The 15,012-nt window shown below is 60.3% G+C and carries 12 protein-coding genes, 1 other RNA gene and 2 pseudogenes; 6 read left to right on the top strand and 9 right to left on the bottom strand.

Going from position 1 to position 15,012, the window contains the following annotated elements; genetic code table 11:
• The first annotated feature begins 30 nt into the window (after positions 1-30).
• Together E3Z29_RS06310 and E3Z29_RS06315 are read left to right on the top strand one after the other, a co-directional pair.
• Positions 31-1,989, top strand: a complete 1,959-nt coding sequence (locus tag E3Z29_RS06310; protein WP_134785397.1) for a DUF1302 domain-containing protein — start codon at positions 31-33, stop codon at positions 1,987-1,989.
• A 164-nt stretch (positions 1,990-2,153) separates the two neighbouring features.
• Entirely contained in the window at positions 2,154-3,527 is a 1,374-nt protein-coding gene (locus tag E3Z29_RS06315) for a DUF1329 domain-containing protein (protein WP_098967121.1), read from the top strand.
• A gap of 290 nt (positions 3,528-3,817) precedes the next feature.
• Here E3Z29_RS06315 and E3Z29_RS29895 read toward each other — a convergent pair whose 3' ends face one another.
• Complete coding sequence (locus E3Z29_RS29895) at positions 3,818-4,681, bottom strand: methyl-accepting chemotaxis protein (protein ID WP_371260362.1); 864 nt, start codon at positions 4,679-4,681, stop codon at positions 3,818-3,820.
• 42 nt (positions 4,682-4,723) lie between these two features.
• Positions 4,724-5,737 (bottom strand): annotated as a pseudogene (locus tag E3Z29_RS29900) (methyl-accepting chemotaxis protein); the annotation flags it as partial.
• Positions 5,738-5,992: 255 nt separating this feature from the next.
• Between E3Z29_RS29900 and E3Z29_RS06325 the strand changes: the two are divergent.
• Positions 5,993-6,664 (top strand): histidine phosphatase family protein, encoded by a 672-nt coding sequence (locus E3Z29_RS06325; RefSeq protein WP_098967127.1) that lies wholly within the window; start codon positions 5,993-5,995, stop codon positions 6,662-6,664.
• Positions 6,665-6,741: 77 nt separating this feature from the next.
• Here E3Z29_RS06325 and E3Z29_RS06330 read toward each other — a convergent pair.
• Both E3Z29_RS06330 and rimJ read right to left on the bottom strand, forming a co-directional pair.
• Positions 6,742-8,184: pseudogene (locus tag E3Z29_RS06330) on the bottom strand (ArnT family glycosyltransferase).
• Between the two features lie 69 nt (positions 8,185-8,253).
• The gene (rimJ, locus tag E3Z29_RS06335) at positions 8,254-8,841 is read right to left on the bottom strand and encodes a ribosomal protein S5-alanine N-acetyltransferase (RefSeq protein ID WP_134785399.1); all 588 of its coding nucleotides are present in this window, start codon (positions 8,839-8,841) and stop codon (positions 8,254-8,256) included.
• Positions 8,842-8,983: 142 nt separating this feature from the next.
• On the opposite strand from rimJ, the gene E3Z29_RS06340 reads away from it, so the two are divergent.
• Positions 8,984-9,556, top strand: a complete 573-nt coding sequence (locus tag E3Z29_RS06340) for a GNAT family N-acetyltransferase (RefSeq protein ID WP_134785400.1) — start codon at positions 8,984-8,986, stop codon at positions 9,554-9,556.
• Positions 9,557-9,646: 90 nt separating this feature from the next.
• Here the strand turns inward: E3Z29_RS06340 and E3Z29_RS06345 are convergent, their stop codons facing one another.
• Together E3Z29_RS06345 and E3Z29_RS06350 are read right to left on the bottom strand one after the other, a co-directional pair.
• Positions 9,647-11,053 carry a DUF2252 domain-containing protein gene (locus tag E3Z29_RS06345; protein ID WP_134785401.1) on the bottom strand — a complete coding sequence of 469 codons (1,407 nt, stop codon included), beginning with the start codon at positions 11,051-11,053 and terminating at the stop codon, positions 9,647-9,649.
• Between the two features lie 95 nt (positions 11,054-11,148).
• Entirely contained in the window at positions 11,149-11,583 is a 435-nt protein-coding gene (locus E3Z29_RS06350; RefSeq protein ID WP_098967134.1) for a hypothetical protein, read from the bottom strand.
• 205 nt (positions 11,584-11,788) lie between these two features.
• On the opposite strand from E3Z29_RS06350, the gene E3Z29_RS06355 reads away from it, so the two are divergent.
• Together E3Z29_RS06355 and E3Z29_RS06360 are read left to right on the top strand one after the other, a co-directional pair.
• Positions 11,789-12,829 carry a DMT family transporter gene (locus E3Z29_RS06355; RefSeq protein WP_134785402.1) on the top strand — a complete coding sequence of 347 codons (1,041 nt, stop codon included), beginning with the start codon at positions 11,789-11,791 and terminating at the stop codon, positions 12,827-12,829.
• A gap of 18 nt (positions 12,830-12,847) precedes the next feature.
• On the top strand, positions 12,848-13,540 hold the full coding sequence (locus E3Z29_RS06360; RefSeq protein WP_256662072.1) for a hypothetical protein: 693 nt from the start codon (positions 12,848-12,850) through the stop codon (positions 13,538-13,540).
• 177 nt (positions 13,541-13,717) lie between these two features.
• On the opposite strand, the gene ssrA is transcribed toward E3Z29_RS06360, so the two are convergent.
• The 3 genes from ssrA to E3Z29_RS06375 all read right to left on the bottom strand — a co-directional run bounded on the left by ssrA (position 13,718) and on the right by E3Z29_RS06375 (position 14,958).
• Positions 13,718-14,107, bottom strand: a transfer-messenger RNA (tmRNA) gene (gene ssrA, locus E3Z29_RS06365).
• Between the two features lie 96 nt (positions 14,108-14,203).
• Entirely contained in the window at positions 14,204-14,479 is a 276-nt protein-coding gene (locus E3Z29_RS06370) for a hypothetical protein (RefSeq protein WP_027610765.1), read from the bottom strand.
• A gap of 197 nt (positions 14,480-14,676) precedes the next feature.
• Positions 14,677-14,958: a hypothetical protein gene (locus tag E3Z29_RS06375; protein ID WP_027610766.1), complete on the bottom strand. Its 282-nt coding sequence runs from the start codon at positions 14,956-14,958 to the stop codon at positions 14,677-14,679.
• Positions 14,959-15,012 lie beyond the last annotated feature (54 nt).

Raw genomic sequence — 15,012 nt, forward strand, 5'->3', positions numbered from 1 at the left:
AAAACAATAAGAACAAGGAAGGAGGAACCCATGATCAACACTCGATTGCGCCTCACCGGCGTGGCACTTCCCGGTGTCGGCCTGGCAGGGCTGCTGCAACTCTGCGCGGTGGATGCGCTGCAGGCTGCGGAGTTCAGCGTGCTGGACAATCAAGTCACCGGCTCGATTGACACGACCCTTTCCTATGGGCGTTTGTGGCGGGTGCAGGGCCGCGACAAGAACAACGATGACGTCAACACCAACGACGGCAATCGCAACTTCGACACCGGATTGGTTTCCGAGGTGTACAAGATCACTTCGGAGCTGGAAGCCAACTACCAGAACTACGGGATGTTCCTGCGCGGCACGGCGTTCTACGACACCCAGTTGATGGACAAACGCAACGATTACTACCGCAACAACAACCCGTCGCAGCCGAGCCAGAGCTACCCGCAGGACGACCGCTTCACCAGCCAGACCCGCGACATCGCCGGCAGCCGGATCGAGATGCTCGACGCCTATGTCTACGGCAACTGGGACGTGGCGCAGATGCCGGTCACCGCGCGGGTCGGGCGTCAGGTGTTCAACTGGGGCGAGGGGATTTTCTATCGCGGCGGGATCAACACCACCAACCCGGTGGACGCCGCCAAGTACCGCTTGCCGGGCGCCGAAGTCAAGGAAGTGCTGATGCCGGTGGAGGCCGTGAGCTTCAACATTGGCCTCAGCGATTCGCTGACCCTGGAGAGCTTCTACCAGACCAACTGGAAGGAAACCCGCATCGACCCGGTCGGCACTTTCTACTCGCAGACCGACCTGTTCGCCGATGGCGGCAACACCGGTTACAACAACTTCAGCGGCACTGCGCTTGATACGCCGGTGCCGGGCTTTGGCAACGTCATCGGCCTGTACAGCGCATTGGGCAACAACCCGTTGCTCAGTCCGGTTTTGCAGACCACTGGCCTGTACGCCAACGGCGTTACGCCGGCCTACGGCAATACGCTGAAAGTGGCGTCGATCGGCAAGGACTACAACGCGCGCAACGATGGTCAGTTTGGCTTTGCGTTTCGCTACATCGCCGAGGAGCTCAACAGCACCGAGTTCGGCCTGTATCTGGTCAACTACCACGCCAAGGAGCCGACCATCGCCGCTGACCTCGGTGGCTACAAAGGCATCGACATGAATGCCCTGACCAACATGCTCTCCAGCGTCGCTGGCAGTCAGGCTGGGGCGCTGGCGAATGGTCTGGCGACAGCCGACGTGATGGGCAATATTCAGGCGCATCGGCGCTATGCCGAAGACATCCGCATGTACGGTTTCAGCTTCAATACCACTTTGGGCCAGGCCTCGGTGTTCGGCGAGATTGCCTACCGGCCGAACCTGCCGATCGGCATCGCCGCGACTAACGACTTGATCGGCGATCTGGCCAACGGTGCCGCTGTAGCGGTGACCGGCAAGCCCGTCAACGTTGGCGGGCAGATGGTCACGCTAGACAGCGAGATCAACAACGCCGAGCGCGTCGAGGCGTTCAACACCTCGCTGGGCAGCATCTACAACTTCGGCCCGACGCTGTCGTTCGACTCGATGTTCGGCATCTTCGAACTGGCCTCCGAACACCTGCGCGGCAGCAGTCTGCAATACACCGCCTACGACGGCAGCACGCGTTATTACGCCGGTACCGGCAACACCTCTTATGTCTCCGGCGGTGATCGTGATGATCAGGTCAACCGCAACTCCTACAGCTACACGGTGATGTTCAACGGCACCTGGAACGACGTGTACGCCGGGGTCAACGTGTCGCCTTACGTCGTCTACAAGGACGACTTCAAGGGCAACAGCTATCAGGCCGGCAACACCATCGACGGGCGTAAGGCCTACACCCTGGGGATCAAGGCCAACTACCAGAACAAGCTCGAAGCCGAGGTGCAATACACCAACTTCTGGGGCGGCGGACAGAACAACGGGATTCGCGACCGCGACAACGTCGGGTTCAATCTCAAGTATTTTCTTTGATATCCAGAACACAGGCGCACCCCCTTGTAGGAGTGAGCCTGCTCGCGATAGCGGATTTTCAGTCGCGGTAAATGTTGTCTGACACACCGCTATCGCGAGCAGGCTCACTCCTACAAGGGACTTGCGGTGATTCTCAGACCTCACTCCCATCTCGGAGATCGATCATGTTTTACGCATCACGATTCAGCAAAACCATGCTGGCGCTGGTTCTGGGCCTCACCGCCGGCAGCGCCCTCGCCGCCATCACCCCACAACAAGCCGAACAACTGAAAACTACCCTCACGCCTATGGGCGCCGAGCGCGCGGGCAACGCCGCCGGCACCATTCCGGCCTGGACCGGCGGCATCACCCAGGCGCCCGCCGGCTACAAACCGGGCCAACATCACCCGGATCCATATGCGGCGGACAAGCCGTTGTTCACCATTACCAAGGCCAATCTCGACCAGTACAAGGCCCACCTCAGCCCCGGTCAGATTGCGCTGTTTAACAGCTACCCGGACACGTTCCAGATGCCGGTCTACCCGTCGCGTCGCTCGGGTTCGGCGCCGCAGTGGCTGTATGACAACACCCTGAAGAACGCGACCTCGGCCAAGCTGCTGGAGGGCGGCAGCGGATTCGCCGATGCCTACGGCGGCGTACCGTTCCCGGTGCCCAAGGACGGCATCGAAGTGCTGTGGAACCACATCACCCGTTATCGCGGAATCTACGTGGTACGTCGCGCGTCCGAAGCCCCGGTGCAGCGCAACGGCAGCTTTGCGCTGGTGACCTCGCAGCAGGAAGCGCTGTTCAACTTCTACCGTCCGGGCGGGCAGTATGCCGACCTGAAAAACATCCTGTTCTACTACCTCGCCTTCGTGAAAAGTCCGGCGCGGCTGGCCGGCGGTGCGGCGCTGGTGCACGAGATGCTCGATCAGCTCAAGGACCCGCGTCAGGCCTGGGTCTACGATGCCGGCCAACGCCGTGTGCGCCGCGCGCCGAACCTGGCATATGACACGCCGATCGCCTCATCCGATGGCCTGCGCACGGCGGACGATACCGACCTGTTCAACGGCTCGCCGGACCGCTACGACTGGAAGCTCAAGGGCAAGCAGGAAATCTACATTCCCTACAACAACTACAAGGTCGGCAGCCCCGACGTGAAGTACGCCCAACTGCTGACCCCCGGCCACCTCAACCCGCAATTCACCCGCTACGAACTGCACCGCGTGTGGGTTGTTGAAGGCAACCTGAAACCGGGCGCGCGGCATATCTATTCCAAGCGCGTGCTGTTCCTCGACGAGGACAGCTGGGGCGCGGCGCTGGTTGATCAATACGATGGGCGAGGGGAGTTGTGGCGGGTGTCGATGGCCTACCTGAAAAACTTCTACGACCTGCCGACCACCTGGAGCGCACTGGACGTGTTCCACGACCTGCAGGCCCGCCGTTACTACGTGCAGAACCTCGATAACGAAGAAGCCTCCACCGTGGACTTCTCGCAACCGGTGCCGGAAGACGCGTATTTCATGCCCTCGGCGTTGCGCCAGCGCGGGACACGCTAGAGTCAGGCAACACGCGCACCGGCCTGCTGATCCAACGCAACCCCTGTAGGAGCTGCCGCAGGCTGCGATCTTTTGACTTTGATTTTAAAAACAAGATCAAAAGATCGCAGCCTGCGGCAGCTCCTACACGAAGGCGAGTTGTCTGGGACATCAGGGTGGTCGGGCTGACGCAATCGCGGGCAAGCCCGCTCCCACAGGTTTTTCGGTCGTTCACAATTTTGTGTTCGACTCGTTACCTGTGGGAGCGGGCTTGCCCGCGATTGGATTTACCCTTTGGCGCTGACTGAAGATCAGACGCGGAAGTGGCTGACCATCTGCTGCAACTGACCGCCCAGGCGCGCCAGTTCAACGCTGGACGCGGCGGTTTCATCACTGGCCGCGGCGGTCTGTTCCGACACGTCGCGCACGTTGATGATGCTGCGGCTGATTTCTTCGGCCACGGCGCTTTGCTGCTCGGCCGCGGCGGCGATCTGCTGGTTCATCGACTGGATGTTCGACACCGTGCGGGTGATGTTCTCCAGGGAGTCGCCAGCCTTGCGGGTCAGGGCCACGCTGCTGTCGGTCAGGGCTCGGCTGTTGTTCATCACCGCCGCCACTTGCTGGGTGCCGTTCTGCAGTCCGGCGACCAGACCTTCGATTTCTTCGGTGGATTTCTGCGTGCGCTGGGCCAGACCACGGACTTCGTCGGCGACCACGGCAAACCCACGACCGGCTTCACCGGCACGCGCCGCTTCGATCGCGGCGTTGAGCGCGAGCAGGTTGGTCTGTTCGGCCACGGCTTTGATCACGTCCATGACGCTGCCGATCTTGTCGCTTTCCTGTTGCAGCACGCTCATGGCTTCAGTGGAACGCACCACTTCGCTGGCCAGACGCTCGATCTGCGCGATGGCTTCGTTGACCACCTTGTCGCCTTCACGGGCTTCGCCGTCAGCGGCGGCTGCGGCTTGCGAGGCTTCTTCGGCGTTGCGCGCGACTTCCTGCACGGTGGCGGTCATCTCGTGCATGGCGGTGGCCACCTGGTCGGTCTCGACCTTCTGGCTGTTGACACCGGCGCTGGTCTGCTCGGTCACGGCCGAGAGTTCTTCGGCGGCGCTGGCGATCTGGGTGACGCCGTCGCGGATGCCGCTGATCAGGTCGCGCAGGGTCACGCCCATGCGCGCGATGCCCTGTTGCAGCACGCCGAGTTCATCGCGGCGGGTGACCGTGACGTTCTGGGTCAGGTCGCCGCTGGCAATGCGCTCGACCACGGCCAAGGTTTCTTGCAGCGGACGGGTGATCTGACGGGTGATGATCACTGCGGCAATCACACCGACGAACAGCGCCAGCAGGGTGCTGATCAGCTGGAAGGTACGGGCCTGGGCGCTTTCGATGTCACGGCGGTCGAGCTGGATCTGGTACAGCTGCTCGCTGGTGTTGACGATCGCGGTGCCCTGATCGGTCATCTCTTTACGCGCCTGCACCGCTTCGCTGTTGGCGTTCTTGTAGGCCTGCAACGCGCTGCGGTAGTTGCTCAGGGCGGTTTCCAGCTGACGCAGGGCGTCTTGCTGGGTGGCGGCGAAATGCACGTTCAGTTGCTTGAGGCTGGCGATCGCTGCGTCCAGTTGGCCGACGGCTTTCTGCTCGGTTTCGGCGTTGGTGGTGGCGGTGTAGCCGCGCACTTCATAGCGCGCCAGGATGAACGCTTCCTTGGCCTGGGTGATGGCCTGGAACTGCTCGAAGCGCTGCTCGCTCATGTCCATTTGCTGCACGCGCTTGCTGATCGTTTCGATCAGGTTGTAAGCGGCGTCGGCGTTAGTGCCCATCACGTCGCGGGCGCTGTTGCCGGTGCGGTAGGCGTTGCGCATCTTGTTCAGCGAGGTCTGGTATTCGGCGATAGTCGCGGCCTGCTCTTTCAGCAGTTTGACGTTTTCCGGGCTCTTGAACTTGTTGATCAGCGCCTGTTGTTGCGCGGCGAAGCTTTCGAGGGTGGTTTGTACATTCTGCGCGGCGGTTTCGTCGCCGTTGGTCAGCATGTATTGCAGGCGGACCACGCGCAGCTTGGTCAGACCGGCATTGAGCTGGGTGATGTCGCTCATCCAGTTGCTGCGGTCAATCAGGCCGCCGAGGCTGGTCCAGCCCGTCAGGGCCAGCACGCAGGTCAGGGCCAGGACCAGGCCGAAGCCCAGGCCCAATTTCATGTTCACGCTGATGTTGCCGAACCAGCTATTCATCACAATTCCTCCAGGAACGTAGAGCTACTTGATCGTCGGTCAGGCTGGAAGATTGTTGTTTTTTTGAGCCAGCAAGGGTGTTAGCAGGTCTGTATCGGCCGCAAACACGAGAGCTGAAAGGTTTTTGTCCTACGGAATTTGTAACAAGGGCGCTTCAAGACTTTTTTCACATGCGTTTCACTCGCCACTTACGCCCGCTTCCTTACTCTCGCCGCATCGTATTGACTGTGATGCATGCCGACGAGGCGGCCCGATGTGGAGTTGAGACTGAGTCTGTTCGGCGTCAAACGCTCGATTTCCCTGAGCGGATTGGCCCGCTATCGCAATACCTGGGTGGTGCTCGGCGCGTCGCTGCTGGTGATTCCGCTGACACTGTGGCTGCTCGCCCCGGCGGCGGTGCCGGATCTGGCCCATGGCAATGTGTCCGGAGCCCGCGCGCTGGCGGCCGGGTGGGCCAAGGGCGACATGATTGTGCTGGTGCGTCACGTCGAGCGCTGCGATCACTCGCCGGCGCCGTGCCTGAGTGGCGACGACGGCATCACCGACCGCTCGCGCAGTGTTGCGGTCGGTGTCGGTGCACAGTTTGAGCATCTGGGCCTGAATAACGCTGACATCTACAACAGCCCGATGCTGCGCACGGTGCAGACCGCCGGTTACATGTTCAACCGCGCGGCCAGCGGCGAAGATTGGCTAATCAGCTGCAAGGGCCACATCCTGCAGGAAGCGCTGGCGCACAAGCTCCCCGGGCGCAATCTGATCCTGGTGACCCACAGCGAATGCATGGCGGAGCTGGAAAAGGACTTGAATACACCGGTTTCTGACCCTGGCTACGGTTCCTCACTGTTTGTGTCTGCCGCAAACAAAGCAGACCCGCGGGTGCTTGGCTTCATCGAAGCCTCCGACTGGCACTCCGTGAGCACCCGATGAACTGACGTTTGCCAAGCTTCAGCGCAAACAAAACCCGCCAGTGACGGCGGGTTTTTTATTGTCTGGTGCGAAGGACGTCAGTAGCCGACGAAGTAATACGCCTGACGCCCGACCATCATGGTCTTGAGCACTTTGAGTGGTGCGGCGGGTTCGCTGTCTGCCGAGATCACCGCGACGTTCGAGGGGGAAGCGCTGAGGAAGTCGTGCAGTTGCGCGTCAGTATCCAGCCCCTTGAGCACGCTTTGGGTGTAGAACACGCTGGCGCCGCCGACCCGTTCATTGGCCTGGAACAGTGCGACCTGCTGACCGTTGGCCTGCAAGCTCTGAATGTGTTCGGTCAACGGCAGGAACGACAACTCCTTGTCGGCGTTGGGCAGTGCCCACTGCGCGGCGCCGAGGTAGCTGGCGATCACCACCGTGAGCAAGCCGGCAGCAATTGCCTGACGATGACGGGCGACTTTTCCGATAAAGCGGTCGACGGTTTCGCGGGCCTGCAAGCGCTCGAAGAGCACGCGCGCATACTCGGCGGCAATCACCGCCGCCGCCGGGGTCATCGACATCAGGTACACCGTGCGCTTGCTCGAGGCCAGGGTCAGCATGATGAACTGCGCGACGATCCACAGGCTGAAAAACAGCAGATAGCGGTCGGCCTTCAGCTCCTTGCGGAAATGCCACAGCCCCAGATACACCAGAATGTTCCACGGCAGAAACGCTTCGGGCAGTTTGGCCAGATAGTAATAGAACGGCTCGTAATGCCCGGCCTCGACGAACGAGCCGCTGAAGCGACCGACGCTGTTGGTCAGCAGCACTTCAGCGACAGCGTGCGAACCACCGCGTTGATAGAGCACGGCGAGCCAGATCAGCAACGGAATCAGACCCACACCGCCGTCAGCAGGCCGGGACGCAGCCAGGCACCGACCTTCAGGCGTTTGTCGATCAGGTTGTCGGCCAGCAGGTAGGCAAAAATCACCACGCCCGGGCATCGCCAGGCCGAGCACGCCCTTGCTCAAAGTGGCGATAGCGATCCCGACGATAAACAGCAGCGAGTTAGCCGCGTTCGGTGCGCGTTGTGCCTGAAAGAACGCCAGCAGCGCCGTGGTCACGCCGAGCGCCAGCAGCGCATCTTCGCCGACCCCGCGCACGTTGCTCCAGTAGCTGGCCATGGTCGCCAGCAGAATCCCCGCCGTCCACGCGACCGCTTTTGGCCGGCCGAAGCGGCGCAGCATGCCGTACAGCAGCATCACGCTGAGCAACCCGGCCACCGCCGACGCCAGCCGCACCGCCCATGGCGAAACACCAAACACGCGCATGGCGCCGGCGTCCAGCCACAGGCTCAGCGGCGGTTTTTCCAGAAACGGTTCGCCGAACAGGCGCGGCGTCACCCAGTCATCGTCCAGATGCATCTCCATGGCGATCCCGGCGACCCGGGCCTCGGTAGAGCCTTGCAACTGGTGGTTACCCAAAGCGAAAAAAAACAGCAGGGCGGCGAGTAGAAACAGTGAAGTGGCGGCACGCGGCATGGGTTTCAGGCAACCGGAAAGGGCAGGAGCCTTGAGCATACTTCGCCAATGCTTAACAAATTGTGAAACTCACGCCAGTTGACGCGACCAACGCTTCTCCGGTGTTTCGAACAACGGATTGACCAGCGCCGTCAGCACATGGTCCTGCCAGCGGCCGGCGATGTTCAGATAAGCCTTGGCGTAGCCTTCGCGCTCGAAACCCAGACGCTCCAGCAACCGCGCACTGCGTTCGTTGCCGGGCATGTAGTTGGCCATGATCCGGTGCAGGTTCTGCGTGTCGAACATATAGCCGATGCCAGCCTCCAGACCTTCCTGCATCAAGCCTTGGCCCTGATGCGCGTGGTCGATGTGATAACCCAGATAACAGGCCTGAAACGCTCCGCGAATGATCCCGCTGAAATTGCACGCGCCGATCATTTGCTGGCCATCCGGCGTCAACAGAGCGAAATGCATCGCCAGCCCGGCCTCGTAGGCACTGGCCTGGACTTCAAGGCGTCGGCGAATCTGCTCGCTGGAAAAGTATTCGGTGGTGCGAATCGGCGACCAAGGGGCGAGATGGCGCTGGTTGCGTGCATAGAAGTCACTTTCCAGCTCGGCCTGTTCCGGGGCGAGGATGGCGAGCGTCAGGCGTTGGCAGGGCAGGCTCAGCAGTGACATCGGCGGCTCCGGTTGGCAGGGTCGAGGGACAGGATTGCCTAGGAGATGGAAAAAAACAAACCGCGCTGGCGCTCTGTAAATTTCTTTGGTTGAGTGCACAGGGTTATCGACTGCGGCATTTCCGGGATTGGAGGAACAAGCAATGGAATTTGCATTGACGGTGAACGGGTTGGCGCTGCGTGTTCGGGCGCCGGACCCAGCGCTGGTCACTCCGGTGCGCGAGGCGCTGAACGCCAGTTACCGCGAGCATGCGCCTTTTCTCGAGTGGGCGGTTGAACACACCAGTGAGGGGCGGGCGCTGTCGTCCATGCTGCAAGCGCGGGATGACTTCACCAGCGAGACCGGTGAGCGGCGCTTATTCATCGTGACTGAAGACGGACAAGCCGTCGTTGGCTGCATCGGCCTGGTGCCGCGTCGACGCAAGCGTTATGTCGTCGGTTATTGGGCCAACAGCGCGTTTGCCGGCAAGGGCTACATGCGCGAAGTGCTCCAGCAACTGGTCAGGCGCCTGCCGGAGTTCACCTTTTACCTGACCACATCGTCGGCCAACAGCCGCAGTCAGCGTCTGGCTGAAGCGGCGGGGTTTGCGCTGATCAGGGTTCATCCACAGGCGCGGCAATCGCAGCAGCACGGCGTGCAGGACACTTGGGTGTATCGCTTCGGCAGCAAACGCCAGGCAAAAAAAAGCCCGCGGGAGAGCGCGGGCGAACCGTAGTTTCTTGAATGAGCGAGCGGACTGTACCGTGTTGATCGAGCCTGAGCAGTGAAGAAAAATTCATCTCGGCAGCGACCGCTCTGCAACGCCTCAGGGCAGATGATCCGCGGCGAAATCCGCTTCCGAACGCGCCGTCAGCCGGCCCTTGCGGCAGGCCTGCTGAAAGCGTTCGAAGTCGCGCTCGTTCTGCGCGGTGTAACTGCGGGCGTATTTGAACAAAGCGTCGGCCAAGGCATCGCCCTTGCCGATGTAACCACTGATCAGCGCAGCGTTGCCTGAGGCTTTGGCGTGCGCCCGTGCCAATGCGCGGCCACAGACCCGGGCATAGGCGGCGAAGGTGTCGGCGTCGACGTTTTCCAGTTCGGCGGAGATCTTCATGTCGCGCAACTGCCGCACATAGAAATGCCGACCGTTGGGACCGGTGGTCCAGCCGAGAAACAGATCGCTGGCCGACTGCATCAAGCGCTGCCCTTCGACCACCCGTTGGCCTTCATGACGGGTGCGGGACTTGGCCTTCACATAGTCGGCGAGTACCGAGCGCCGCGCCTCCTTGAACTGCAGGAACAACGGAAACTCCTGATCGTCGGTCAGCAGCGCCACCAAACAGCGGGTGCCGACACTGCCCACGCCGACCACTTTGAACGCCAGATCCTGCACGTGAAACCGCGAGAGCAATTCCCGCCGGTCAGCCTGCAGCGTGGTGCGATAGTCACGCATGAACGTATCGAACAACGGCCGCCAGTCCGCCAGCCGCAACCAGTCATCATCGGCGTCGAGCAGCGTGGTGTTCTTGTGCAGGTGGAAAATCTCCGGCAAATCGTCACGAATGACCAGCCGCCCATTCGCGTCGCGCTCGCTGATCTTCGGCAGCAACTCGGCGTGGGTGCGCCGTTCGGCTTTATCGACGGCGCGCTGCACGTGCTCCAGGGCACTCTTGCGCGCCTGATCGAGCAAATCTTCGTACTTGATCGATTCGTACCAGGTTTCCAGCGCACTCTGCTCGGCGCACTCCAGCATCGTCGCCTGATAGGCGCCGACCATCTGCCGACACACGTCTTCCTCAACCGACTCGCCATGGCGCAAATCCCGCGCCGCCACCACGAAACTCGCAGCCAGCCGCTTCACATCCCATTCCCAAGGCCCGGGGTGCGCCTCGTCGAAATCATTGACGCTGAACAGCAGATTGCGCTCCGGCGTGGCAAACCCGCCGAAATTCATCAAATGCGCATCCCCACAGATCGGCCCGACCAGTCCCATGTTCTCGGTGCTCGACAGATCATGTGCCTGCACCAGCGCATTGCCACGGAAGAACGTGAAGGGCGACACCAGCATTCGTCCGTAACGCAGTTCCACTAGCGAGGCGACGCGGCCCTGACTGGAGGCCTTGATCAGCGGGATCGGATCGCGGTTCATCTTTCCGGTGGTGGCGTGGGCGCTGCGCGAGCATTTCTTGCGGGCGTCCTTGCCTTGCTTCATGCGGGTTTGGAGGGTGGTCATGGGGGCTCGTCGTGGCAGTGGGGGCGGTGTGAGTGTAGAAGTGGTTCAGGGGTTTATCTGCCGGCGACACTGAGCGATGTCACTTCTGAACTCCGTCACTTTGTCCTCGTGCCAGATCCAGCATCGTTATTAACCAGCTTCAGAGACAAATCGTACTTGGCCACTTCATTACGCCGGGCGGCGTTGCGCATGAGGTAGACCTGAACCGTGTACTCGCCATCGCCGGGCAGTGGACCGAGAAAGTGATTGCCCATGATCGAGCCGTTGAACAGCGCGTAATCCGCACCCTTGGCGAGGATGTTGAAGTAAGCGGAGGTGTTGGACGGTTTGAAGTCGACGGTCAGTATCTGGCCGGCCTTGGCGTTGAATGTGTACTGCGCGGTCTGGTCCCCCTTGATCGACTGTTTGCGCTGGATGCTGTCGGCACTGGTTGTGAACGCGATCGGTTCGACGCGCACAGTGGGGGCGTCGGCCGCATGGACGGACAAGGAAATCAGCGCGGCCAGCGCTACGGCAATCCAGCTCTTCATCTTCAACTCCATTGCATCTCGATGTTCGCAGCATAGAGCCTGCTTCGAGTGACCGCCCAGAGATTGCGCGGATTAAATGTTGCTGGATTTGAGCACAAGCCAGAGATGATGTTCGCTGACACGAATCAGCTGTTCACATAATTCTCACCTGAGTTTTGCGATGATGGGCGCCGGTATTCCATCGGCCCCAGCGAGTGATCCCAGCATGAATGTGAGCGTTCTCCACGCATTGATTGCGGCGGCGCTGTTTGGCGCCAGTACGCCTCTCGCCAAACTGTTGGGGGTACAGGTTTCGCCGATTCTGCTGGCCGGGTTGCTCTATCTCGGTAGCGGTCTGGGCTTGACCGCCCTGCGTTTTGTCCGCGATCGTGGCTGGAAGCCCTCCGGGCTCGGCACCGGTGAATGGCCATGGCTGCTCGGCGCCATCGGCTTCGGCGGAGTGCTGGCGCCGGTGGCGCTGATGTTCGGTCTGACCCGAACGTCCGGCGCGAGCGCGTCACTGATGCTCAACCTCGAATCAGTGCTCACGGCGCTGCTGGCGTGGGTGGTGTTCAAGGAAAATGCCGACCGACGAATCGTGATCGGCATGCTCGCCATCGTCGCCGGCGGTGTCGTGCTGTCCTGGCCGCAAGAGACCGTCTCGGCGCAAGAGTGGACCGGCCCGTTGGCCGTGGCCTTCGCCTGCTTTTGCTGGGCCATCGACAACAACCTGACCCGTAAAGTCTCGGCCTCGGACGCACTGTTCATCGCCGGCAGCAAAGGCCTGGTGGCGGGGCTGGTCAACTGCACACTGGCCCTGTTCATCGGCACCCAACTACCCGCCGCCACCTCGCTGGTGCCGATCATGCTGGTCGGCTTTCTCGGCTACGGCGTCAGCCTGGTAATGTTCGTCCTCGCCCTGCGCGGCCTCGGCAGCGCACGCACCGGCGCCTACTTTTCCACCGCACCGTTTCTCGGCGCAGGCATCTCGATTCTGCTGCTCGGCGAGTCGATATCGCTGATGTTTCTGCTCGCAGCGGCGTTAATGGCCGTGGGGGTATGGATTCATCTGATGGAAAACCATGTTCATGAGCATCAGCACGAACCGCTTGAGCATGATCATCGGCATACACACGATGAGCATCATCAACATACGCATGGGTTTGAGTGGGATGGGGTGGAGCCGCATAGCCATCCGCATGTGCACACGCCGATGCGGCACAGTCATGCGCATTTTCCGGATGTGCATCATCGGCATGGGCATTGATTGAAACTCTGAAGTCTGTTGATTGATGTCATTGTGATATCGTCTCTGTCGATTTCTTCAGTCTTTCATTCGAGTCATTCCATGAAACCAATTTTCCTGCTGTTGCCCATTGCGGCCCTTTTTTCTGCTTTCAGCGTTGCCGCTGCACCTTCGCCGGTGGCGTCGTTTGCCGCTTGTGACGATCACTCCCTGGCAGTCGTGCAATCACCTTTGTTCAAGGATCTGGTGCCGAGCACTGTCGAAAATGGCCAGATCAAATTGTCCGGCGGCACCAAGAGCGATATGGGGCAGCGCTGGATGTTCGCCAAGCCGGTCGAAATTGACGGCATGTCGTTGACCGGCTTCTACGCCGAAGATACAGACCTGATGGGCACTCGCATCATCAGTTGGGGGTTCTACGCCAAACAGACGCCGAATGAACTCCACACCCAGTTGGAAAAAGCGGGTGGGCCGCGTATGGACATGTCGCAGGGACTCTACGCACGCGCGGAAATCTGGTCCCACGACAAATCCAACTGGCAGCCGGAAGACCCATCCGCAACGGCGGGCAAGCTGGTTGTCGACAGTGCCGAGCGCGTGTTCCTGATCGAGCCTGCTCCGCAAGAGCTGACGACTGGCAGCAAGGGGATGTTTACCTGCTCGATTCAAGGCAAGGTCAATGAGGCAATGCTCAAATCCAGCCGCCCGGATCTGCTCAGCGCGGTTCATTGATTTTGATGAATGCGGGTACGAAAAAGGACGACATCGTGTCGTCCTTTTTTGTGAGTAGGCAGAGCATTGCCAGGGTTATCGAGTTTGATCGCCTGCAGGCTGTGGGTTTGTGTGCCCGGTTTGGCTGATGTGCAAATGCGACAAAGCCCGCACAAGGCGGGCTTTGTCGTCGAGAGTTGGTGGAGCCGGGGGGATTTGAACCCCCGTCCGCCAGTGCTCCGCTGTCGGTACTACATGCGTAGCCGTGTCTATTAAGTTAACCCTCAGCGACCCGACGGGCAGGGTGCTTTGGGCGAGTTGTGTAAGTTTTAGCCGCTTCGTCCACAACGTACTGCACGGCGATTCTGTTCTATATGACAATCATTTCGGGTTTACAGACATCCCCTGATGATTGCTGGGCCCGAAGGCACCAGGAGTGCATGTCAGCTGCAATTAAGCAGCGAGAGCAGCACCGTATTGGTCGTCATTGGCAACTATAAGAAGTTGCAACAGTGGATTTACGACTTCTGTTACCAAGTCGGCATGCACCTAAAGTTTCGTCACCGGCGTCGAATCCTAATCGGCCCCGAACTCATTGCCTCGTACATCAGGTGAGGCAACAAGCCTGCGCAGTGTACGCCAAACGGCCGGCGAGGCCAACCCGAAGGTTGGCCTCGTGGCATATCAATTGCGCGTTGGATTGCGGATTTGCATTTTGGTTATCAAGGAAGAGGTGACCTCAACGCAATCCTTGTCATTGCCGGCCGCCTGCGCGTCTTCAGCTTTTTTCTGCGCTTCCTTGACGTTGTTCATGGACGTCTCGGGAATTGACGGCTGACTGGTAACGAAGTCTTTGATGGTTTGAAGATTCCCGGCACAAAGGTCTTTGTCTGCCGCAAACACCGGCGACGTCAGCAGGGCACCAGCGATGAACAATCCAGCAATTGCAGAATGCTTCATGGGTATCTCCTTGAACGGTTGGTCTCGGTGCTGCCGGACGGTCTGGCGGCGATGCCGAGGTCGTAACAGGCCGTGTTTGGTAGTGGGCCTGTTCAATCGACCGCGGCCGCACGCAGGAATTCGGTTTTTTTTACATCGTGGCCCGTCAACCCGAACCGCGCTGCATCACGCCACCTGAAGACTGGTCGTCCCGAGGTTCATTTCTTGGTATCCCCCGTCGAGTTCTGGATTACCAGAAGGGTTTGCTGGGTTTCCGCCAGGCAGTCGTCAATCCTGCCCTGAGCCTTGAGGGCCTGGGCTTTACTGACGCTTGCCGAGACGCGCGAATTCAGATCCGGCGACGTCTGATATTGCGTCTTGGCGCTTTCGATCTTTTGCAGATTCGCCTCGCACAAGTCGGCAGGTTTGCCATCGGCGAACGAAGTAGAAGCCATCATCGAGGCAGTAACGAACAGACCAAACAGTACAGAATGCTTCATGAGTATCTCCTTGCACTGAGGAATCCAGACTCTCGCTGACCGTCAGAGCAGGCC

This window comes from Pseudomonas sp. S150 (assembly GCF_004526365.1).
In the GTDB taxonomy this organism is placed as follows: domain Bacteria; phylum Pseudomonadota; class Gammaproteobacteria; order Pseudomonadales; family Pseudomonadaceae; genus Aquipseudomonas; species Aquipseudomonas putida_A.

Excerpts from the sequence above, each read along its gene's own strand:
- E3Z29_RS06355 (WP_134785402.1), top strand. The coding sequence starts at position 11,789 with ATGAATGTGAGCGTTCTCCACGCATTGATTGCGGCGGCGCTGTTTGGC.
- E3Z29_RS29895 (WP_371260362.1), bottom strand. The coding sequence starts at position 4,681 with ATGGGCGTGACCCTGCGCGACCTGATCAGCGGCATCCGCGACGGCGTC.
- E3Z29_RS06375 (WP_027610766.1), bottom strand. The coding sequence starts at position 14,958 with ATGAAGCATTCTGTACTGTTTGGTCTGTTCGTTACTGCCTCGATGATG.
- E3Z29_RS06310 (WP_134785397.1), top strand. The coding sequence starts at position 31 with ATGATCAACACTCGATTGCGCCTCACCGGCGTGGCACTTCCCGGTGTC.
- E3Z29_RS06350 (WP_098967134.1), bottom strand. The coding sequence starts at position 11,583 with ATGAAGAGCTGGATTGCCGTAGCGCTGGCCGCGCTGATTTCCTTGTCC.
- E3Z29_RS06370 (WP_027610765.1), bottom strand. The coding sequence starts at position 14,479 with ATGAAGCATTCTGCAATTGCTGGATTGTTCATCGCTGGTGCCCTGCTG.
- E3Z29_RS06315 (WP_098967121.1), top strand. The coding sequence starts at position 2,154 with ATGTTTTACGCATCACGATTCAGCAAAACCATGCTGGCGCTGGTTCTG.
- E3Z29_RS06345 (WP_134785401.1), bottom strand. The coding sequence starts at position 11,053 with ATGACCACCCTCCAAACCCGCATGAAGCAAGGCAAGGACGCCCGCAAG.
- rimJ (WP_134785399.1), bottom strand. The coding sequence starts at position 8,841 with ATGTCACTGCTGAGCCTGCCCTGCCAACGCCTGACGCTCGCCATCCTC.
- E3Z29_RS06340 (WP_134785400.1), top strand. The coding sequence starts at position 8,984 with ATGGAATTTGCATTGACGGTGAACGGGTTGGCGCTGCGTGTTCGGGCG.